The sequence below is a fragment of the Nonomuraea rosea genome, from assembly GCF_039539705.1.
GTDB classification, from domain to species: Bacteria; Actinomycetota; Actinomycetes; order Streptosporangiales; family Streptosporangiaceae; genus Nonomuraea; species Nonomuraea rosea.
This window is the reverse complement of sequence record NZ_BAABDQ010000019.1, coordinates 1-20,503: the sequence shown is the minus strand read 5'-3', so window position 1 is coordinate 20,503 and position 20,503 is coordinate 1. Positions and strand designations below refer to the sequence as shown.

At 71.2% G+C, this 20,503-nt stretch carries 19 protein-coding genes; 10 read left to right on the top strand and 9 right to left on the bottom strand.

All coding sequences use genetic code 11. The features are described from left to right. Window positions 1-21: 21 nt before the first annotated feature. From ABEA43_RS35695 to ABEA43_RS35685, 3 genes are all read right to left on the bottom strand, one after another. Complete coding sequence (locus ABEA43_RS35695; RefSeq protein WP_345568885.1) at window positions 22-1,656, bottom strand: HoxN/HupN/NixA family nickel/cobalt transporter; 1,635 nt, start codon at window positions 1,654-1,656, stop codon at window positions 22-24. Then, window positions 1,653-2,852 carry a tetratricopeptide repeat protein gene (locus ABEA43_RS35690; RefSeq protein WP_345568883.1) on the bottom strand — a complete coding sequence of 400 codons (1,200 nt, stop codon included), beginning with the start codon at window positions 2,850-2,852 and terminating at the stop codon, window positions 1,653-1,655. The genes ABEA43_RS35695 and ABEA43_RS35690 overlap by 4 nt, the downstream gene beginning before the upstream one ends. Before the next feature lie 149 nt (window positions 2,853-3,001). Further along, on the bottom strand, window positions 3,002-4,378 hold the full coding sequence (locus ABEA43_RS35685) for a DUF4331 domain-containing protein (RefSeq protein WP_345568880.1): 1,377 nt from the start codon (window positions 4,376-4,378) through the stop codon (window positions 3,002-3,004). A gap of 255 nt (window positions 4,379-4,633) precedes the next feature. Here ABEA43_RS35685 and ABEA43_RS35680 point away from each other — a divergent pair, with 255 nt between their 5' ends. Genes ABEA43_RS35680 through ABEA43_RS35670 form a run of 3 tightly spaced genes read left to right on the top strand, consistent with a single transcriptional unit; the run spans window position 4,634 to window position 8,939 of the window. Beyond that, window positions 4,634-6,340: an ABC transporter ATP-binding protein gene (locus tag ABEA43_RS35680; RefSeq protein ID WP_345568878.1), complete on the top strand. Its 1,707-nt coding sequence runs from the start codon at window positions 4,634-4,636 to the stop codon at window positions 6,338-6,340. A gap of 55 nt (window positions 6,341-6,395) precedes the next feature. After that, a complete protein-coding gene (hutU, locus tag ABEA43_RS35675) occupies window positions 6,396-8,045 on the top strand; it encodes a urocanate hydratase (protein ID WP_345568877.1) in 1,650 nt (549 codons plus the stop codon). Between the two features lie 60 nt (window positions 8,046-8,105). Continuing rightward, entirely contained in the window at window positions 8,106-8,939 is an 834-nt protein-coding gene (locus ABEA43_RS35670) for a MurR/RpiR family transcriptional regulator (protein WP_345568876.1), read from the top strand. Here the strand turns inward: ABEA43_RS35670 and ABEA43_RS35665 are convergent. Genes ABEA43_RS35665 through ABEA43_RS35655 form a run of 3 tightly spaced genes read right to left on the bottom strand, consistent with a single transcriptional unit; the run spans window position 8,919 to window position 11,172 of the window. After that, window positions 8,919-9,668: an ABC transporter permease gene (locus ABEA43_RS35665; protein WP_345568874.1), complete on the bottom strand. Its 750-nt coding sequence runs from the start codon at window positions 9,666-9,668 to the stop codon at window positions 8,919-8,921. The two genes, ABEA43_RS35670 and ABEA43_RS35665, sit on opposite strands and share 21 nt — an antisense overlap. Next, window positions 9,665-10,618: an ATP-binding cassette domain-containing protein gene (locus ABEA43_RS35660; protein WP_345568872.1), complete on the bottom strand. Its 954-nt coding sequence runs from the start codon at window positions 10,616-10,618 to the stop codon at window positions 9,665-9,667. Before ABEA43_RS35660 ends, ABEA43_RS35665 begins: the two co-directional genes overlap by 4 nt. Window positions 10,619-10,641: 23 nt before the next feature. Continuing rightward, complete coding sequence (locus ABEA43_RS35655) at window positions 10,642-11,172, bottom strand: PadR family transcriptional regulator (protein WP_345568871.1); 531 nt, start codon at window positions 11,170-11,172, stop codon at window positions 10,642-10,644. 56 nt (window positions 11,173-11,228) lie between these two features. On the opposite strand from ABEA43_RS35655, the gene ABEA43_RS35650 reads away from it, so the two are divergent. From ABEA43_RS35650 to ABEA43_RS35630, 5 genes are all read left to right on the top strand, one after another. Beyond that, window positions 11,229-11,915, top strand: coding sequence for an SDR family oxidoreductase (locus ABEA43_RS35650; protein ID WP_345568870.1), 687 nt, complete (start codon window positions 11,229-11,231; stop codon window positions 11,913-11,915). A 31-nt stretch (window positions 11,916-11,946) separates the two neighbouring features. Further along, window positions 11,947-13,197, top strand: a complete 1,251-nt coding sequence (locus ABEA43_RS35645; protein ID WP_345568869.1) for an allantoate amidohydrolase — start codon at window positions 11,947-11,949, stop codon at window positions 13,195-13,197. After that, window positions 13,188-14,510, top strand: coding sequence for a formimidoylglutamate deiminase (locus ABEA43_RS35640; RefSeq protein ID WP_345568868.1), 1,323 nt, complete (start codon window positions 13,188-13,190; stop codon window positions 14,508-14,510). The genes ABEA43_RS35645 and ABEA43_RS35640 overlap by 10 nt, the downstream gene beginning before the upstream one ends. Then, window positions 14,507-15,652 carry an imidazolonepropionase gene (gene hutI / locus ABEA43_RS35635; RefSeq protein ID WP_345568866.1) on the top strand — a complete coding sequence of 382 codons (1,146 nt, stop codon included), beginning with the start codon at window positions 14,507-14,509 and terminating at the stop codon, window positions 15,650-15,652. The genes ABEA43_RS35640 and hutI overlap by 4 nt, the downstream gene beginning before the upstream one ends. A gap of 107 nt (window positions 15,653-15,759) precedes the next feature. After that, entirely contained in the window at window positions 15,760-16,701 is a 942-nt protein-coding gene (locus ABEA43_RS35630) for a sigma-70 family RNA polymerase sigma factor (RefSeq protein WP_345568865.1), read from the top strand. A gap of 138 nt (window positions 16,702-16,839) precedes the next feature. On the opposite strand, the gene ABEA43_RS35625 is transcribed toward ABEA43_RS35630, so the two are convergent. Both ABEA43_RS35625 and ABEA43_RS35620 read right to left on the bottom strand, forming a co-directional pair. Next, the gene (locus ABEA43_RS35625) at window positions 16,840-16,974 is read right to left on the bottom strand and encodes a hypothetical protein (RefSeq protein WP_345568864.1); all 135 of its coding nucleotides are present in this window, start codon (window positions 16,972-16,974) and stop codon (window positions 16,840-16,842) included. Between the two features lie 43 nt (window positions 16,975-17,017). Next, complete coding sequence (locus ABEA43_RS35620; protein WP_345568863.1) at window positions 17,018-17,587, bottom strand: TetR/AcrR family transcriptional regulator; 570 nt, start codon at window positions 17,585-17,587, stop codon at window positions 17,018-17,020. A gap of 75 nt (window positions 17,588-17,662) precedes the next feature. Between ABEA43_RS35620 and ABEA43_RS35615 the strand changes: the two genes are divergently transcribed. Further along, window positions 17,663-18,469 carry an alpha/beta fold hydrolase gene (locus ABEA43_RS35615; protein ID WP_345568861.1) on the top strand — a complete coding sequence of 269 codons (807 nt, stop codon included), beginning with the start codon at window positions 17,663-17,665 and terminating at the stop codon, window positions 18,467-18,469. 164 nt (window positions 18,470-18,633) lie between these two features. Next, window positions 18,634-19,398: an MOSC domain-containing protein gene (locus ABEA43_RS35610; RefSeq protein WP_345568860.1), complete on the top strand. Its 765-nt coding sequence runs from the start codon at window positions 18,634-18,636 to the stop codon at window positions 19,396-19,398. Window positions 19,399-19,411: 13 nt separating this feature from the next. Here the strand turns inward: ABEA43_RS35610 and ABEA43_RS35605 are convergent, their stop codons facing one another. Next, a complete protein-coding gene (locus ABEA43_RS35605; RefSeq protein WP_345568857.1) occupies window positions 19,412-20,341 on the bottom strand; it encodes an ABC transporter substrate-binding protein in 930 nt (309 codons plus the stop codon). Window positions 20,342-20,503: the final 162 nt, after the last annotated feature.

The following is a 20,503-nucleotide window of genomic DNA, read 5'->3' as shown; positions in this document are numbered from 1 at the left end:
GGCGGACGGTTGATCCGGGTGTCAGAAGGAGGCGACCGAGCGGACGGCGAGACCGGCGCCCAGCAGGACGACCATGGCGGCCGTGCCCACCGGGGCCAGGCCGGACACCCGGGCGGCCAGGCGGCGGCCGGCTGAGGCGCGTCGCTCCAGGCGGTCCACGAGCTTGACCAGGAGCAGGCCGGTGAGGGTGAGCGTGGCCGCCATGCCGATGCCGTAGGCGGTCACCAGCGCCACCCCGAACCAGGTGCGGCCGAGCGCGATCGCGCCGAGCAGCACGATCAGGGCCGACGGACTGGGCACCAGCCCGCCCGCCACGCCGAGCCCCACCAGACCCGACCGCTTGCTCCTGGCCTCGTCATGATCGTGGCCATTGTCCCCTTGAGCGTGATCCCCGTGGTCGTGGCCGTCGGCGTCCCCGTGGTCGCCGTGGTCCCCGTGGTCGTCTCTAGGCCCGTGGTCGTGCACGTGTCCGTGCCCATGCCCGTGCCCATGCCCGTGCCCATGACCGTGTCCATGGCCGTGTCCATGACCGTGCCCGTGGCCGAAGACGTGGCCGTGCGGGGAGGTGCGGCGGGCGTTCAGGAGGAGGCGGAGGCCGATGATGGCGATCAGGACGCCGCTGGCCAGCCCCAGCCAGGCCAGCACCGACTCGCCCGCCAGCGCCGTGAAGACGCTCAGCAGCAGCCCCACCACCAGCACCCCGACCGTGTGCGTGGCGGTCACCGTCGCCCCCACCACGAGCGCGTCGCGCGGCCGGCCGCGCCGGCCCGCCAGGTACGCCGCCATGATGGTCTTGCCGTGCCCCGGGATCAGCGCGTGCCCGGCGCCCAGCACCACGGCGAGCCCGACGGCCAGGAGGCCGAGCGGCAGCGTCAGCGAGTCGGAGCCGATGAGACCGGTGAACGTCCGGTCGAGCGCGTTCAGCGCGTCGCCGATCGGCCCGCCGATCCCGATCCCGCCGGGCACGACGCTCCCGGGGGCGTCCGAGCCGGCGGCGCCGGGCCCGCCGCCGTAAGCGGACCCGGACACGGTGAACGTGGCCGTGCGCTGATCGAGCGGGTCGGACAACAGGTCCTCGGGGTACGACTGCAGCTCGTTGCTCACGCTCGTGGCGGGCACGGACGAGCGGGTCAGCCGCACCCCGTCGCCGGCCGCGGTGATCTCGCGCCAGCCGATCCGGTCCTGCTCGAACCCGTCGGTGAACTCCACGGCCCCCGCGGCACGGACTTCGGCCACGAGCCGGCACACCAGTCGGCTGGTCTGGAGACCCCCTTGGCCGGGGGTGTAGGCGAAGGCCGAGCCGATCACGCGCCAGGGCACGACCCGGCCGGCCACCTTCAGCCGCTGGGCGGCGGCCAGCTTCGCGCAGCGCCGAGCCGCGTACCCGGCGTCCACCTGCGGCTTCGCCTGCAGCGTGGGCAGCTCGGCGAGGTCAACGACGGCGTGGTTACGCACGTCGGCGCGTGAGACGCGCAGGCCGTTGTAGTGGTTGATGGTGAAGTTCCCCAACGGGTGCGCCGCGACCATGGCGGGCACGCCGACCGTGGCAGGCGCCCCGGTCGTGGCGCGGGCGGCGGCGATGAGCAGGACGCTCATGCACAGCGACAGCACCAGGCCCATCGCGACGGACAACAGGCCGAGCCTGACCATTCTCATGAGAACCTCGCCAATGCGGACAGCGTCGGGTCGAAGCCGGGCTCCACGCGGGCGGAGCGGCCGAGCGCCCGCTCGATCGTGGCGCGGTGATAGCGCAGCAGCGGGTTCTGCCAGCCGGTCGCGGTGGCCTGTTTCGCGTACGGCAGCGCCTTGGCCGGCTCGCCCGCCTTGAACAGCGCCCAGGCCAGGGCGTCGGCGGCGACGAGGTTCGGGTTGCGGGCGTACTCGGCCCGGGCGTGCCGCACGGCCAGCGCCGGGTCCCCGTGGTCGGCCTCGAACTCGGCCCACGTCAGGTCGTCGCGCACGCCGGCGGCCTGGAACAGCTTGCGCTGCGCCTTGAGCAGCGTCCAATCGGCCGCCTGGCCCGCCTTGAGCCGGGTCTCGCCCTGCTCGATGAGGTACTGGGGGAGCGGCAGCCGGTCGACCACCGTCTGGTAGAGGTCGAGCGCCTCGGTCAGCCGGCCGCTCAGCGCCGCGGTCCTGGCCTGGCCGGCGAGCGCGGGGGTGTAGGCCGGGTAGGCCTGCAGGGCCTTGGCGTACCAGGTGCCGGCCGTGGCCAGGTCGCCGGAGTGGAGTGCCAGCTCGCCCAGGTAGTAGCGGGCGTAGGCGAGGTCGGCGGGCAGCCAGGCGTCGTTCTGGGCGAGGTCGAGGTAGCGGCGGGCGGCGGTCTTGTCGCCGCGCAGCTCGGCCGCGTACGAGGCGCGGGCGAAGGCCGGCACCCCGGGGCGCAGGCTCAGCATCTTGTCCACGGCCTCCTGGGCGCCGCGCAGGTCCCCGAGCTGCGTCTTCGCGTCGGCCAGCACACCGTAGGCCGGTGCTCCGTACGGGTTGACGGCGATGGACCGCTCGGCCAGCCGGACCGCCTCGGCGAACTCGTGGCGGCCGGCGGCCAGCGATGCCTGCCCGGCGAGGACGGTGTCGTCGGCGGGCGCGAGCTTGGCGCCGGTGGCCAGCGCGCCTTCCGCCTTGGTGTAGAACGACGGGTCGCCGGTGACCCTGGCCTGGTCGACGTACTGGGAGGCGAGCTGGGCCCAGCTGCGGTAGTCGGTGGGCAGACGCTTGAGCCGGGCCTGCAGCGTCTCGGTGACGGGCCGGTCCGCCGCCGGGTCCTGGGCGGGCGCGGCCGTGAAGGAGAAGATCGTGAAGGCCATGACCCCGATGAGGGCCAGTCCGGCGAGTATCGCGAAGGCGCGCATGTCCGAAGCTCCAGAGCTGGGTACGGAGCCGGCCGGCCGTGACGGGGAGCACGGCCGGCCGGCCCTCTCTTTGGCGGCAGACGATGGGAGACGGGAGTCTGCCGCCGGGGGACCGGCCTGCTTGGAGAGGGGGCAGGCCGGTCAGGTCGTTATCGCTGGTTCACCGCGACGTTGCTGGGCAGCGGGATGTACGGGAACGTCTGCAGGAAGGGCCTGTCGTTCCTGTCCACCTTGTCCGTCAGCCCCGGCACGAGCTTGCCGGACTGGGCGGCACCCGCCACGGCCTGCAGCTCGATGTCCACGACGTCGTCGGAGAGCCGGCGGCCGTTCGGGAACCCCTGGAGGTCACCGCCCAGCACGCCCAGCCTGTTCGGGTCCTTCGTGGGCGGGATCGACATGTTGAGCCGCAGCATCTCGGAGGGGCGCAGCTTGACCGCGTCCTTGTTGAGGCTCTGCGAGTTCAGGTCGGCCTTGATCGGGCCGTTGGCCTTGGCGATGCCGGTCAGGAAGATCTCGACCAGGTCGTTGCGCGGGGTCGCGGGAGCCTTGATGCCGTACTGGGACTGGAGCAGTCTGGCCAGCTCGGGGTCGGTGACCCGCTTGACCAGGGCGTCCACGTCGGCGTCCTTCTCAGGAGGCAGAGCGTTGAACGCGTCCTTGAGCCCGGCGGGCGCCACGACCTCGTTGATCAGCGGGTTGCCCAGTCGCGAGACCTGGACGTACTTGTCGCCGTTGAACTTGTCCGTGGTGGACCACACGCCGATCACGGGGTTGGCCTTGGCATCGCCCTTGATGGCCAGGTCCGATGCGGGCACCTGCAACGCGATCGAGTTGACGTTGTAGCCCTTGGTGGTGTCCTGGCCGACCTCGGACAGGTCGCAGCCGTACAGGCAGTCGAACACGCGCAGGTCGAGGAAGAACGCCTCGTCCGCCTGACCGGCGAAGGTCTTGCCACCGTCCGGCAGGTTCCTGATGGACTGGGCGCGCAGCGTGCCGTAGTTCGGCATCGAGGCGGGGCCCACGTTGCTCGGCGCCACGATGCCGTCCGAGATCAGCGTCTTGGAGCCGTCCGGCGTGATGCGCTTGAGGGTGTAGCGCTGGCGGTAGAGCAGGTCGGGGTCGTTCAGCGAGGTGACGGGCGCCTTGTTGTACAGGTACGTGTCGTTGCCGCGCTTGTCCTCGTCACGGAACACCCACTCGTAGGTGATGTCCGGCTTGGCGTCGCCATCATTGTCGATCTTGATGTTGTGACGGGACTTGTTGGCGAACGGATAGAAGTTCGGGCCGCCCTGAGGCTCCTCGAACGGGATCCAGTTCGCCAGCAGGGTCACCGTGTCGGCCTTGTCCGGGCTGACGAATGCGTACACGTCGGTGTTGTCGTGCTGCGGGTCGGCCGAGATGGCCGGGGCCTCACGGTGTGAGGAAGCGATGCCGGAGTCGGTGCGGAGCACGGCCAACGACGACGCGGCTACTGCCGCGGCGAGGCCAATTCCGACTAGAGCGCGCCGGTTGATCCGGAGCTCCATGGTTCGGTCCTTTCGAAGGGCTGATCGGTGGTACGAGGTTCCGGCCGGGTTCCTCGACGCCCTATTCGTCCGGGGGCCGTGTTCTGGATGTCGTCACTTTCGCGGCTTTCGCGGACGCCGTCTCATCCTCAAGGAGGAGGGTCAACCAAAGTTGACATACTTAGGTCGTCAATTTAGGTTGACTTCGTCGGGGGGTGCGGATCACGCGGTCCCGTTCGTTGAACCAAATCGAGAAATGTCGTGAAAGGAGATGCGGTGGTCAAGGAGTTGCTCGCCTACATCCGCCCGCACCGGAAGATCCTGATCCTGGGCGGACTGCTGGGCTTGATCGGCTCAGTGGCGGGCCTCGCGATGCCGTTGCTGGCCAAGTACGTGGTGGACGCGTTCGGCCAGGACCAGTCCATGGCCGGGCCGTTACTCGGGCTGACCGTGGCCGTGCTGGTCGGAGCCGTCGTGTCGGCCGCTGGAAGCTATCTGATGGAACGCACGGGTGAGGGCATCGTGCTCGGCGCCCGGCGCAAGCTGGTGGACCGGATGCTCCGGCTCAAGGTCGCCGACGTGGACCGGCTCAAGCCTGGCGACCTGCTGTCGCGGGTGACCGGTGACACGACGTTGCTGCGCGCGGTGCTGACCAACGGCATCGTCGAGTCGGTCAGTGCGGCGTTCATGCTGGTCGGGGCCATCATCATGATGGCGACCATGGACGGCGTGCTGCTGTTGGTCACGTTGCTCGTGGTGGTGGTGATCGGCGGGCTGGTCGCGCTGATCATGCCGAAGATCCAGCGGGCGCAGCTGGCCGCGCAGGAGGCCGTGGGCGACATGGGCGCGGTGCTGGACCGGGCGCTGCAGGCGTACCGGACGGTGAAGGCGAGCGGCGCGGAGGAGCGGGAGATCGCCGTGGTCGGCGACGCCGCGGTGCGCGCCCGCGACCGGGGGTTGCAGGTCGCCGGGTGGACCTCGCTGGCCGGCGTGGCGACGTGGATGGCGGTGCAGATCGCGTTCCTGTGCGTGCTGGCGGTCGGCGGGTCCAGGGTCGCCTCGGGCGTGCTGGACGTCTCCTCGCTGATCGCGTTCCTGCTCTACCTGTTCTACCTGGTGCCGCCCATCGGGCAGCTCGTCCAGGGCGGGGTCCAGCTGCAGAACGGGCTGGCCGCGATGACCCGGATCCAGGAGATCGAGAACCTGCCCGCCGAGCCGGTCAGCGCCGCGGTCGCCGAGGGCACCGAGCCGGTCGGGGTGACGTTCCAGGACGTGGAGTTCAGGTACGGCGACGACCGGCCGATCGTGCACGACGGGGTCAGCTTCGAGGTGCCGCCCGGCGGGCTGACGGCGCTGGTCGGACCCTCGGGGGCGGGCAAGTCCACGGTGTTCGGGCTGCTGGAGCGCTTCTACGACCATCAGGGCGGCACCATCGTCATCGGCGGCCGGGACATCCGCGACTGGCCGCTGGGCGAGCTGCGGGCCACCCTCGGGTACGTCGAGCAGGACGCCCCCGTGCTGGCCGGCAGCCTGCGGGAGAACCTGCTCTTCGCCGCCCAGGACGCCACGGAGGAGGAGCTGACCCGGGCGATCGCCCGTACGAGGCTCGACGACCTGGTGTCCAGGTTGCCCGAAGGGCTGGAGACGGCGGTCGGCCACCGCGGGGTGCTGCTGTCGGGCGGCGAGCGGCAGCGGGTCGCCATCGCCAGGGCGCTGCTGCGCAAGCCCAGGCTGCTGCTGCTCGACGAGGCCACCTCGCAGCTCGACGCGGTCAACGAGCTGCGGCTGCGCGAGGTCATCGCCGAGGTGGCGGCGGAGACGACCGTGCTGGTCATCGCGCACCGGCTGTCCACGGTGACCAACGCCGACCGGATCGTGGTCATGGAAGGGGGCGGTGTGCGGGCGGTCGGCACGCACGACGAGCTGGTCGGCGCGGACGATCTCTACCGCGAGCTGGCGGCCACCCAGTTCTTGGTGAGCTAGCGCCGTTGTAGTGTGCGGGTGACAAAGATGAATGTGTTCATTCAGGAGGGTCACGATGAGCCGCACCGTGCGCGCACCCCGAGGCACGACGATCACCGCCAAGGGGTGGCCGCAGGAGGCCGCACTCCGCATGCTCCAGAACAACCTCGATCCGGAGGTCGCCGAGCACCCCGAGCAACTGGTCGTCTACGGCGGCTCGGGGCGCGCGGCGCGTGACTGGCCGTCGTACGACGCGCTGGTCAGGACGCTCACCACGCTCGAGGGCGACGAGACCCTGCTGGTGCAGTCGGGGCGTCCCGTGGGCGTGTTCCGCACCCACGAGTGGGCGCCCCGCGTGCTCATCGCCAACTCCAACCTGGTGCCCGACTGGGCCAACTGGGAGGAGTTCCGGCGGCTGGAGGCGGCCGGGCTCACCATGTACGGGCAGATGACCGCCGGTTCGTGGATCTACATCGGCACGCAGGGCATCCTCCAGGGCACCTACGAGACGTTCGCGGCGGTCGCCGACAAGAGGTTCGGCGGATCACTGGCCGGGACGATCACGCTGACCGCCGGGCTCGGCGGGATGGGCGGCGCCCAGCCCCTGGCCGTCACCATGAACGGCGGCGTGGTCATCTGCGTCGACTGCGACCCGCGCTCGGTCACCCGCCGCATCGAGCATCGCTACCTCGACGTGCAGGCGTCCTCGCTGGACGAGGCGCTGCGGCTGGCCTGCGAGGCGCGCGACGCCCGCCGGCCGCTGTCCATCGGCGTCGTGGCCAACGCCGCCGAGGCCGTGCCCGACCTGCTGGCCCGCGGCGCGGAGATCGACATCGTCACCGACCAGACCTCGGCGCACGACCCGCTGATGTACCTGCCGCTGGGGGTGGCGTTCGAGGACATGGCGGGCGAGCGCGACAAGGACCCGGCCGGGTTCACCGAGCGGGCCCGGACGTCGATGGCGCGGCACGTCGAGGCCATGGTCGGGTTCAAGGACGCGGGGGCGGAGGTCTTCGACTACGGCAACTCCATCAGGGGCGAGGCGAAGCTGGCCGGATACGCGCGCGCCTTCGACTTCCCCGGGTTCGTGCCCGCCTACATCAGGCCGCTGTTCTGCGAGGGCAAGGGCCCGTTCAGGTGGGCCGCGCTGAGCGGCGACCCGGCCGACATCGCCGCCACCGACCGGGCCATCCTGGAGCTCTTCCCCGACAACGAGCCTCTGGCCAGGTGGATCAGGAAGGCCGGCGAGAGAGTGCACTTCCAGGGGCTGCCCGCGCGCATCTGCTGGCTCGGCTACGGCGAGCGCAACGTCGCGGGCGAGCGGTTCAACGACATGGTGGCCTCCGGCGAGCTCCAGGCGCCCGTCGTGATCGGGCGCGACCACCTCGACAGCGGCTCGGTCGCCTCCCCCTACCGGGAGACCGAGGCCATGGCCGACGGCTCCGACGCGATCGCGGACTGGCCGCTGCTGAACGCCATGCTCAACACCGCCTCCGGGGCCGCCTGGGTGTCGATCCACCACGGCGGCGGGGTCGGCATCGGGCGCTCCATCCACGCCGGCCAGGTGACCGTGGCCGACGGCACCGCGCTGGCCGGCGAGAAGCTCAACCGGGTGCTCACCAACGACCCGGGCACGGGGGTCATGCGGCACGTGGACGCGGGCTACGACACGGCCGCCGAGGTGGCCGCCGAACGCGGGGTCCGCATCCCCATGCGTGAGTCCTGACTTTTCCCGCTTTCTCAGGTTGAGGGATGAGAATGCCGGTCAGGCGACGTTGGAGGTGGCGTGGGGGACGGATATCACGGTGGGCTGGGCGTGCTCCTGGATGGCCGGAGGCTGTCACCCGTGCAGCGGCGGATCGCGCACTATCTCGGCGAGCATCTCGATGAGGCCATCTTCCTGTCCAGCGTGGAGCTGGCCGAGCGGGCGGGGGTCAGCCAGCCGTCGGTGACCAGGTTCGCCATGGTGCTGGGGTTCGCGGGCTATCCCGAGCTGCGGCAGGCGCTGCGGCCGCTCGTGCTGGGCGGCGGCGTGGAGGCGCCGCAGGAGAGCCTGCTGCGCGGCGCGATCGACGCCGAGATCCGCAACCTCGCCCTGATCAGGGAGCGGCTGACGGCGTTCCCGCTGAAGGAGCTGGGCGAGCAGCTGGCCGCCACCGAGCCGCTGCCGGTGCTCGGGCTGCGCGTCTCGTGCGGGCTGGCCACCACGTTCGCCTACTACGCCCGCCGCATCCATCCCGACGTGCGGCTGCTCACCCACGGCGGCTCGGACCTGATCGACGGGCTGCACGCGGCGCGGCGGGCGGGCGCGGAGTGGGTGGTGGCCGTGGTGCTGCCGCGCTATCCGACGGAGGCCGTGCAGGCGCTGGAGTACGCGGAGAAGATGGGGCTGCGGGTGGCGGCCATCACCGACAGGTCCGACTTCCCGGCCGAGATCGTGCTGGACGCGCCCGTCGGCGACCGGCTCGTGTTCGATTCCCACGCCGCGCCGCTGGCGCTGGCCATGGCCCTGGTGGAGGCCATGGCCGACGCCGCGCCGCTGCGCACCCAGGCCAGGCTGGAGGAGTACGAGCGGATGACCGACGAGACCGGTACGTTCCTATCCGGCGATCCTGCGTAGCGAGCGCATCGACCAGATCGTGGTGAGCACCGCCAGCCCGATGAACAACCCGAACGCGATCGGGATCGACGAGTCCGACAGCCGGCCGTCGAACAACGCCCGCCCGGCCTCGACCGCGTGATAGAGCGGGTTGATCGGGGCCAGGGTCTTCATCCAGTCGGGCGCGTACTGGATGGGGATGAACAACCCGGCGAGCAGCATGATCGGCAGCATGAACAGGTTGAGCGTCTGCGACATGCCGTTCTCGTCGCGCACGGTCAGCGCCAGCCCCTGCGACAGCCCTGAGGCGAACAGCCCGGTCGCGGCCATGAGCAGCAGCACGAGCACCAGCTCGACGCCCCCGATCCTGACGCCGAACGCGATGGCCACGACCAGCACCAGGATCGCCTGGAAGACCAGGGTGACCATGTCCTTGGCCACCCGCCCGAGCACGATGGCCGGCCGCCACGCCGGGCTGACGGCGTAACGCTCCAGCGAGCCGTTGCGCAGCTCGGCGATCAGCCCGAACCCGGAGAACAGCGACCCGAACACGGCGATCATCATCATCGACGCCGGGGTGAACATCCGCAGCGCGTCGACCGTCGTGCCGCCCGGCGTCAGCGACTTCAGCAGCGGCGCGAACATCAGCAGGTAGAGCACCGGCTGCAGGATGCCGAACAGCGGCCAGATCGGATTGCTGAACGACTTCTTCAGCTCGTAGCCGGTGAACAGGACGGTGTGGCGGATCATGCGGCGGCTCCAGCGTCGCGGAGGGTGCGGCCGGTCTTGGCCAGGAACACGTCGTCGAGCGTGGAGCGGTCGAGCGCGATCGAGCTCAGCGCGAGGCCCTGCTCCTCCAGCGCCCGCAGCAGCGTGGGCAGCGTGTGCTCGCCGTCGTCGACGTAGACGCGCAGCATGTCCTCGTCCACGCGGGTCTCGCGGGCGTACGGCTTGAGGGTCTCGGCGGCCCGCTCCAGCTCGTTCACCCTGAGCGTGATGACGTCGCCGGAGACCTCGCGCTTGAGCGCGGCCGGGGTGCCCTCGGCCACGACCAGGCCGTGGTCGACGATCATCAGCCGGTCGCACAGCGCGTCGGCCTCGTCGAGGTAGTGGGTGCTGAGCAGCACGCTCGTGCCCGCCTCGCGTAACTGCTTGATGCGGTCCCACAGGTTGGCCCGGTTCTGCGGGTCGAGCCCGGTGGTCGGCTCGTCGAGGAAGAGCAGCGGCGGGTTGTGGACCAGCCCGAGCGCGATGGCGACCCGGCGCTTCTGGCCGCCGGACAGCGTACGGCCCGGGCGGTCGGCCAGCTCGGTGAGGTCGAAGCGGTCCAGGATGCCGGTCGTCGCGCCCTTCGGGTCGTCGATGGCGTGGATCCTGGCGGCCATCATGATCTGCGCCCTGGCGCTGGTCGTGTCCTCGACGCCGCCGGCCTGGCTCACGTAGCCGAGCTCGCGCCGGACGGCGGCGGGGTCCTTGAGCAGGTCATGGCCCGCGATGACGGCCGTGCCCGCGTCGGGGGCGATCAGGGTGGAGAGCATCCTGATCGTGGTGGTCTTGCCCGCGCCGTTGGGGCCGAGCACGCCGAAGATCTCGCCCTTCTCGACCTGGAGGTCCACGCCGCGTACGGCCTCGACCGTCTGTGTGCCCTTCCTGCTCCTGGTGGTGAACGTCTTGCGCAGGCCGTGTGCCTGAATGATCATGGGGGGATTCAGCTCCTCGCTGCTCAGGGCAGTTCGTCGGCCTCGACCTGTTTGATCGCCTTTTCGACCCAGTCGAGCTGGGCCTGGAGCATGGCTCTCGTCAGGCGGAGGTTCTCGTCCACGTGCTGGGGAGCGCCGTAGCGCTGCTTGGCGCCGAAAATGTGCCCGATGGTTTCGACGCTCGTCTTGAGCTGGGTCATCCTGCCGTACAGGGCGTCCAGGATCTCCTGTTTCTCCAGTCGGTCCATGAAGGTCAGCGCCACCTGGAACGGGTCCACGATCGGCTTGACCTCATGCCAGGCGGTCACCAGCATCCGGTGGAAATCCGCGCGCCCCGTCTCGGTGAGCGCATAGACGACCTTGCCGCCCTTGCCCGCCTCGACGATCTCCAGCAGCCCTTCGTCGGCCATCTTGCCGAGGCCGTGGTAGATCGAGCCGAACGCCACGTTCGCCCAGTTGTCGGCGCCCATCGTCTCCAGGCGTCGGCGGACTCCGTAACCGTTCATCGGCCCGTCGAGAAGGGCGCCGAGAATCAGGATGCGCATCGATGACATGTGCTCAAGTTTGTACTCAAATTTGAATGATCGTCAACCTCAAATAGGCTGGTCTCATGAGTGAACGAGCAACGGCGCTGGTCACAGGAGCTTCCCGGGGCATCGGCGCGGCCGTCGCCAGGGCCCTGGCCCCGACGCATCACGTCATCCTCGGCGGCCGGGACGAGCGGGCGCTGGCCGCCGTGGCGGCCGAGCTGCCCGACGCCCGTCCCTGGCCGGTGGAGCTGACCCGGGTCACCGAGGCGGACGTCGCGGACATCGAACGGCTCGACGTGCTCGTGCACAGCGCCGGGATCGGCGTCCTCGGCAGGATCGCCGACCAGCCCGCCGACGTGTGGCGCAGGACCATGGAGGTGAACGTGGTCGCGGTCGCGGAGCTGACCAGGCTGCTCCTGCCGGCCCTCAGGCGGGCGGGCGGCCACGTCGTCTGCGTCAACTCGGGCTCGGGGCAGCGCGCGAACCCCGACTGGGCCTCCTACGCGGCCAGCAAGTTCGCGCTCAAGGCCTTCGCCGACGCACTGCGCCTGGAGGAGCCGCGGCTCAGGGTCACGACCGTCTACCCCGGCAGGACCGCCACCGACATGCAGCGCGGCGTGCGGGAGTACGAGGGCGGCGCGTTCGAGCCCGGCAAATACCTCACGCCGGAGACCGTCGCGCGCGCCCTGCTGGCCGCCGTCGAAGCGGGCCCCGACGCCCACCTCACCGAGCTGACCGTCCGGCCCAGAGGTGGTCCCGTCAACTGACGTGAATAAGTCCATTCACTAGAGTGGAGCCATGCTTGAACCACTCGCGCACATAGGACGAGACCCTGCGACCGGCGGCTACCTCAGGGACGCCTGGTCGGCGGCCGACATGGAGCTGCGCGAGTGGTTCGCGGGCGAGGCCGCGCGGCGGGGGCTGGACCTGCGCGAAGACCGCAACGGCAACCTGTGGGCCTGGTGGGGCGACCCGTCCCGACGGCCGGGCGTGGTGACGGGCAGCCACCTCGACTCCGTCCGCCAGGGCGGCGCCTACGACGGGCCGCTCGGCGTCGTGTCCGCCTTCGCCGCGCTCGACCTCCTGCGCGCCCGCGGCTTCGATCCGCCGGTGCCGCTGGGCGTGGCCTGCTTCACCGACGAGGAGGGCGCCAGGTTCGGCGTTCCCTGCATGGGGTCGCGGCTGCTGACCGGCGTGCTCGACCCCGGGCGGGCGCTCGGGCTGAGCGACGACGAGGGCGACACGCTGGCCGACGTCCTGACCAGGGCGGGGCGGGAGCCGCGCGGCCTCGGGCGGGACGACGAGACGCTGGCCACCGTCGGCACGTTCGTGGAGCTGCACGTCGAGCAGGGGCGCGGGCTGGTGACCGAGGAGCGGCCGGTGGGCGTGGCCCGTGCGATCTGGCCGCACGGGCGGTGGCGCTTCGACTTCCGGGGGCGCGCCGACCACGCCGGCACCACGAGGCTGGCCGACCGGGACGACCCGATGCTGCCGTTCGCCCGGATGGTCCTGGCCGCGCGGGAGGCGGCGGTGCGGCGCGGCGTGGTGGCCACGGTCGGCAAGGTGCGCGTCTCGCCGGGCAACGCGAACGCCGTGCCCGGCCTGGTCTCGGCGTGGCTCGACGCGCGCGGCGCCGACGAGCGCGCCGTCCGCGCCCTCGTGGCGGAGCTCACCGAGCTGGCGGCGCCCGCGGAGCTCGCCGGGCAGGGCGGATCCGGCGTGAGCGTCGGGGAGGAGTCGTGGACGCCGGTGGTCGACTTCGACGAAGCGCTCAGAGACCGGCTGGCCGGGGTCGTGGGCCGGGCCGAGGGTGGGGCCGCGAGTACGGTCGCGGGTGGGGTCGCGGGGGGCGACACGCCCGCGCCGATCCTGCCGACCGGGGCCGGTCACGACGCGGGAATCCTCGCCACGGCGGGCATCCCGAGCGCCATGCTGTTCGTCAGGAACCCCACGGGCGTGTCCCATTCCCCCGACGAGCACGCCGAGCGGGCAGACTGCGAGGCGGGAGTGGGGGCACTCGCGGACGTCCTGGAGGATCTGTGTCGCTGACCTACTGGTGCGAGCAGGCCTGGCTGCCCACCGGCGTCACGCCGGGGGTGCTCGTCGAGATCGAGGGAAGCAGGATCACCAGGGTCGGCCAGGGCGAGCCCGGCGGGGCCGAGCGGCTGACGGGGCTGACCATCCCCGGCCTGGCCAACGCCCATTCCCACGCCTTCCACCGCGCCCTGCGCGGCACCGGGCAGGAGGGCCAGGGCGACTTCTGGTCCTGGCGCGACGGCATGTACGACGTGGCCGCCAAGCTCGACCCCGACGGCTACCTCCGGCTCGCCAGGGCCGTCTACGCCGAGATGGCGCTGGCCGGGGTGACCTGCGTGGGCGAGTTCCACTACCTGCACCACGGGCCGGACGGACGGCCGTACGAGGACGCCAACGCGATGGGCCACGCGCTGATCACGGCCGCGCTCGACGCCGGGCTGCGCATCGCGCTGCTCGACACCTGCTACCTGTCAGGCGGCGTCGGCGCGGGGCTGTCCGGCCCGCAGCGGCGCTTCAGCGACGCGAACGCCGACCGCTGGGCCGCCAGGACCGAGGACCTGGCCGCCGCCTACGAGGGCAGGCCCGAGGTGGAGATCGGCGCGGCCATCCACTCGGTGCGCGCGGTGCCGCCCGATCAGATGCCGGTCGTGGCCGAGTTCTCGGCCCGTCAGGCCGCGCCGCTGCACATGCACGTGTCCGAGCAGCGGGCGGAGAACGCGGCCTGCGCGGAGATGTACGCGGCCACGCCCATGCAGGTGCTGCACGAGCGCGGGGCGCTGGGGCCGCGTTCGACCGCGGTGCACGCGACCCACCTGACCGACGCGGACGTCGAGCTGCTCGGGCAGTCCGGCGCGTACATGTGCATGTGCCCCACCACCGAACGCGACCTCGCCGACGGCATCGGCCCGGCCAGCACGGTGGCCGGACGGGGCACGCAGATCACGCTCGGCTCCGACAGCCATGCCGTGATCGACCTGTTCGAGGAGGCCAGGGCGCTGGAGCTGAACGAGCGGCTGGCCAGCGAGCGGCGCGGCCACTGGCGGGCCGCCGACCTGCTCACCGCGGCCGCCGGCGCCGGACACGCCTCGCTCGGTTTCCCCGAGGCGGGGCTGCTGGTGCCCGGCGCCTGGGCCGACCTGGTGTCCGTACGCATGGACTCCGTGCGTACGGCGGGCGCGACGGGGCTGGAGGCCGTGGTGTTCGCGGCCACGGCGGCGGACGTGCACTCGGTCGTCTCCGGTGGGCGCCGCGTGGTCGCGGAGGGCCGGCACCGGCTCGGCGACGTCGGATCCATGCTGGCCGAGGCGATGGGAAGTCTGCGATGACCACGACGTTGATCGACGGGATCGGGCTGCTGTACACCGGAGACCCCGAGCGCGAGGAGATCCCCGACGCGGCCGTGGTCGTCGAGGACGGCCTGATCGCCTGGACCGGCCCCGCCGCGCAGGCGCCCGACGCCGACGAGCGGGTGGACGTGGCCGGTCGCGGCGTGATCCCCGGCTTCGTGGACAGTCACGCGCATCTGATCTTCGCGGGAGACAGGACGGCGGAGTTCCAGGCCCGCATGTCCGGCGAGCCCTACACGGGAGGCGGCATCAGGACCACGGTCGCCGCCACCCGGCAGGCGAGCGACGCCGAGCTGGCCACCCGGGCGCTCGGCCTGGTGAACGAGATGCTCGCCCAGGGCACCACCACCGTGGAGATCAAGAGCGGTTACGGGCTCTCGGTGGCGGACGAGCGGCGTTCGCTGGAGATCGCCACCGGGCTGACCGACGAGACCACCTTCCTCGGGGCGCACGTCGTGCCCGCGGACCTCGACGCCGACTCCTACGTCCGGCTGGTGGCGGGGGAGATGCTCGACGCGTGCGCACCGTACGCGAAGTGGGTGGACGTGTTCTGCGAACGCGGGGCCTTCGACGGGGACCAGACGCGGGAGATCCTCAGCGCGGGGCTGAAGGCGGGCCTCGGTGCGCGCGTGCACGCCAACCAGCTCGGCGAGGGGCCGGGGGTGCGGATCGCCTGCGAGCTGGGCGCGGCCTCCGCCGACCACTGCACGCATCTGACGGCGGCCGACGTGGCGGCGCTGGCGGACTCGGACACGGTGGCGACGCTGCTGCCGGGGGCCGAGTTCTCGACGCGGTCGCCCTATCCGGACGCCCGGCGGCTGATCGACGCGGGCGCGACCGTGGCGCTGGCGACCGACTGCAACCCGGGGTCGTCGTTCACCTCGTCGATGGCGTTCTGCGTGGCGCTGGCCGTGCGCGAGATGCGGATGACGCCGCTGGAGGCGATCAGGGCGGCGACGTACGGCGGGGCACGCGCGCTGCGGCGTACGGACGTAGGCTGGCTGCGGCGCGGAGCCCGCGCGGACCTCGTCGTGCTGGCGGCGCCTTCTTACGTGCATCTGGCCTACAGACCGGGCGTTCCCCTTGTCCACCAGGTGTTTCGCGAAGGTCTCCTCCTTTAGGAGGACATCCAGAACCATCCCACGGTCGTAGTTGTTTAGGGAATCTTTGCATCTGGCCGGACGTTGGCCGGGTATAGAACTGCAGCTGCGGAACGAGGTGCCTGGGGATGGCAAGGCCTACGGGGAGTCGCACGCAGGAGCAGCATGTCGCTGAACGCGACCTGCTGGGGACCTATCTGGCCGAGATCGGCCGGGTCCCACTGCTCACGGCGGAGGAGGAAGTCGAGCTCGCCAAGCGGATCGAGGCGGGTCTTTTCGCAGAGCAGCTGCTCGACAGCGGGGGCTCGGAGCCGCGGATCGGGGACGCGGCCGACGAGGAGCTGGAGCGCCTGGCCATCTCGGGCCAACGGGCGAAAGACGAGTTCATCCAGGCCAACCTGCGCCTGGTGGTGGCCGTGGCCAGGAAATACTCCGGGCGCGGGATGCCGCTGATCGACCTGGTCCAGGAGGGGAACCTGGGCCTGGTGCGAGCGGTGGAGAAGTTCGACTACCGGCGGGGCTACAAGTTCTCCACCTACGCGACGTGGTGGATCAGGCAGTCGGTCGGTCGGGCCATCCACGAGCAGGCGCGGCCGGTGCGGCTGCCGACGCACGCCGGGGAGCAGATGACCCGGTTGATGCGGGTCAGGCGCGACATGCTGGCGGAGTTCGACGCCGAGCCCACCGACGACGACCTTGCCGGGATCCTCGAGCTACCGATCGAGCGGGTCCGTGAGCTGCGGCGATGGGCTTCCGACCCGGTCTCGCTCCAGCTCGGCGTGGGCGACGAGGACGAGACCGAGCTCGGCGACATGATCGCCGACGAGACGTGGGCCGACCCCGAGCAGCAGGCCATCGACATCCTGGAGCGGGAGCGCCTGGACGAGTGGCTGACCGGGCTCGAAGGCGACACCAGCGAGATGCTGCGCTGGCGCTACGGCCTGCTGGACGGTCGCGAGCACACGCTCACCGAGGTCGGGGAGCGTTACGGCATCGGGCGCGACCGCGCCCGCCGGATCGAGCGGGACGCGCTGGCGCGGCTGCGCAAGATGGCCACCGCCGCCGCCTGACCCTGCTCAACCGGGACTCTGCTCAAACGGGACCCGCTCAGACGGGACCCCGCTCAAACGGGACCCCGCTCAAGCGGGACTCTGTTCAGACGGGACCCGCTCAGACGGGACCCCGCTCATCGAGTAACCCCGCGCCGGTCATCGGCGCGGGGTTTCTTCGCGCAGGATGTCGAACGCCCCCCGCGCCGACTCCAGGGTCCGCTCTTCCTCGGGAAGCGCGTGAAAGGCCAGGATGACGGCGCGCAGGGCGCCCACGTCGGCGCGGGCGAGCACCGAGGCACGCAGACGCCCTTTCCGGCCCCCGCGGACCGAACGGCTAGTCGCCGCGGAGCAGGCGGCGCAGGAACTCCCCGACGGCCGCCTCCGCCGTACGGCGGTCGCCGCCCCTGGCCACCATCAGGACGCTCTCGTTGATCGCGGCCAGCAGCATGTGGGCGTGCAGGTCCAGGAACTCGGCGGGCACCGCGCGCGTCGCCGCCAGCGCGGCCTTGAGCATCCCGAACGAGTAGCGCTCCTCCATCGCCCGCCACCGCTCCCAGCCCAGCACCGCGGGCGCGTCGATGAGCACGATGCGCTGGATGACCGGGTCGGCGGCGAGCTTGATCCAGGCCAGGACGCCGGTTTCGAGCGCCCGCGCCGGCTCGGTGATCCCGCGCACGGCCTCCGTGATCTTGTCGCCGACCGCTGACTCCGTGGCTTCGAGCACCGCCTCGAACAGCGCGTCCTTGCCCGCGTAGTGGTGGTAGAGGGCTCCTCTGCTCAGCCCCGACTCCTGCAGGACCGCCTCGATCGAGGTGTCGTCGTAGCCCCGTTCGGCGAACAGCCGCGTGGCGATCGCCAGGACCCTGTCGCGGGTGGCCGCGCCGCGTTCCGCCTTGAGGTTCATGGAACCACTGTAGACAAACCGACTGTCAGTCGGTAATTTCATAGACCGACAGTCGGTTTGTAAAACGGAGGAACCATGGACGGCATCACCTACGTGGACGTGGGGCAGGGCCCGGTCAGCCTGTTCGTGCACGGCGTCGGCACCAGCTCCTACCTGTGGCGCAACGTCATCGCCGAGCTCCAGGACGAACGCCGCTGCGTGGCCATCGACCTGCCGCTGCACGGTGGCAGCGCCGCGCGCGACGACCTGTCCATCCCGGCGCTCGCCAAGGCGGTGGAAGAGCTGTGCGCCGAGCTCGGCCTCACCGAGGTGGACCTGGTCGCCAACGACACCGGCGGCGCCGTGGCGCAGGTCTTCGCCGTACGGCATCGCGAGCGCCTGCGCACGCTCACCCTCACCAACTGCGACGTGCACACCAACACGCCGCCCGAGGCGTTCAAGCCGACGGTCGAGCTGGCCGTCAGAGGCGAGCTGGCCGCGCTGACCGAGGCCGTGCTGGACCAGCCCGAGCTGCTCGCGCACACCGCCTTCGGCGAGGGCTATCAGCGGATCGCCGATCCGAAGGAGCTGGTGGACGCGTTCCTGCGGCCGATCATGAGCAAGCCGGGCGGCGGGCGGGCCTTCGAGCGGCTGCTGGCCTCGATCGACGCCAAGGACATGATCGCGATCGAGCCGCAGCTCACCGTGCTCACGGTGCCGACGCTGGTGGTGTGGGGCACCGGCGACGTGTTCTTCGACGTGAGCTGGGCGCGGTGGCTGCGGGACACGATCCCGGGCGTCAAGGAGATTGTCGAGATCGAGGACGGGCGGCTGTTCTTCCCCGACGAGCGCGCCGCCGAGCTGGTGCCGCATCTGCGCCGGTTCTGGGCGAGCGAGGCCTAGAACCGGGGGCTAGCGAGGCCTAGAGCTGGGGGCTAGCGAGGCCTAGAGCTGGGGGCTAGCGAGGCCTAGAGCTGGGGACCTGGGCGAGCGGGGCTTGAAGCTCGGACCCGGGCGAGCGAGGCTTGAGCCCGGGGGTCCGGGCGACCGCCCGTAAAGTGGGTTTCATGCATCTCGTAACCCTGCGCCGCTACCCCGTCAAGTCGATGCTGGGGGAGGAGATCGCGCAGGCCGAGATGGCCGAGCGCGGGCTCGCGGGGGACCGGGTGCGGGCGGTGCTCGACGTCGCGACCGGCAAGATCGCCAGCGCCAAGAACCCCCGGCTGTGGCGCGGGCTGCTGGCCATCGAGGGGGCGGGCGTCCCGGATGACGAGGAGCTGTCCCGCCTGCTCGGCCGCGAGGTACGGCTGATCGACGTGCCGCCGGAAGGCGCGGAGTTCGAGCGGTCGGTGCCCGAGCGGGTGCTGGCGGAGGGGATCGAGGCGGAGGTCCCGTACACGGTCGGGCGGCTCGGCGGGGCGGCGCCGGAGGGGACGTTCTTCGACTTCGCGCCGCTGCATCTGGTGTCCACCTCGGCCATCGCCAGGGTCGGCGAGCTCAGCCCGCGTGGGACCGTCGAAGCGCTCCGCTACCGCCCCAACCTGGTGATCGGCGGGGCGGCGGAGGGCTTCGCGGAGAACGACTGGGCAGGGCGCCGGCTGCGCATCGGCGACGTGGCGGAGATCGAGGTGATCGTGCCGAGCCCGCGGTGCGCGGTGCCGACGCTGGCCCACGGCGAGCTCGGGCGCGACACCGACGCCCTGCGGACGGTCGCCAAGCACAACCGGGTGCCGGTGTTCGACCTGGAGCCGCAGGCCTGCCTGGGCGTGTACGCCCGCGTGACCCGCCCAGGCCGGATCACACAGGGCGACCCCGTCACGCCGGTGGCGTGACAGGGCGACCCCGTCACGCCGGTGGCGTGAGGTACTTGACCAGGTCATCGAGGATCTTGCCGGCCGCCGTGACGCCGATGCCGAGCATCCAGATCTCGTCGTCCACGTTGTGGGCGTTGCCCGACTTGACCGCTTCGAGGTTCTTCCACAGCGGCCCGCCGGTCACCGTGGCCTGTGACTTGGCGGCCGCCTCGCCGTACGCGCTGTAGAAGACGGCGTCCGCGTCGGCCTGCGCGATGTTCTCCTGGCTCAGCTTGCCGAACCGCTTGTCCTCCTGGGCGGCGAGCTGCTGCACCTCCGGCCGCGGGATGCCCGCGTCCCCGACCACGATGCCGCTGAACGACTCGGGCCCGTACATCCGGATCTCGGTCGGCATGAACCGGACGATGCCCACCTTCAGCTTCGCGAACTTGGCGCCCACCTCCTTGGCCCGCGTCTCGTACGCGGACATGAGCTGCGCGGCCTGGTCCTTCTTACCCAGCGCCTCGGCGTCGAGCAGGAAGTTCTCCTTCCAGGTGACGCCGACCTTCTCGGTGAACACGGTCGGGGCGATCTTGCTGAGCTTGTCGTAGAACGCGGCCTGCCGGAACTTGGTGCCGAGGATGAGGTCCGGCTTGAGCGCCATGATGGCCTCGATGTTGAGCTGCTGAAGCGTGCCCACCGCCTTCGTGCCCGACAGGGCGGAGCCGAGGTATTTGGGCCAGGCCTGGTTCTGCGCGGCCTGCGCCGCGCCGACGGGGGAGAGGCCGAGCGTGACCATGGTGTCGAGCTTGTCCGTGTCGAGCACCACCACGCGTTTCGGGGTCATGGGGACCTTGGTCTCACCCATGGCGTGTTTCACGGTGCGGGTGGCGCCCGCCTCCTGGGAGCCGGTGGTGCCGGAGCCGCAAGCGGCGAGGGCGAAGACGGGGAGCATGGCGGCGACGGCCAGGCTGAGGCGCATGGGCATTCCTTGATCGGTTAGGTGAGGCAAGCCTAAGTGGTCCTGCCCGTAAGTCCTTCGGGGTCAGTGGCTGAGGTAGAGACCGCAGGCGCAGTCGAGGGCTTCTTGGGGCGTGCCCGCCGACATGCCGGAAGGCAGGATCTGGTTCTCGTACTTGCCGCT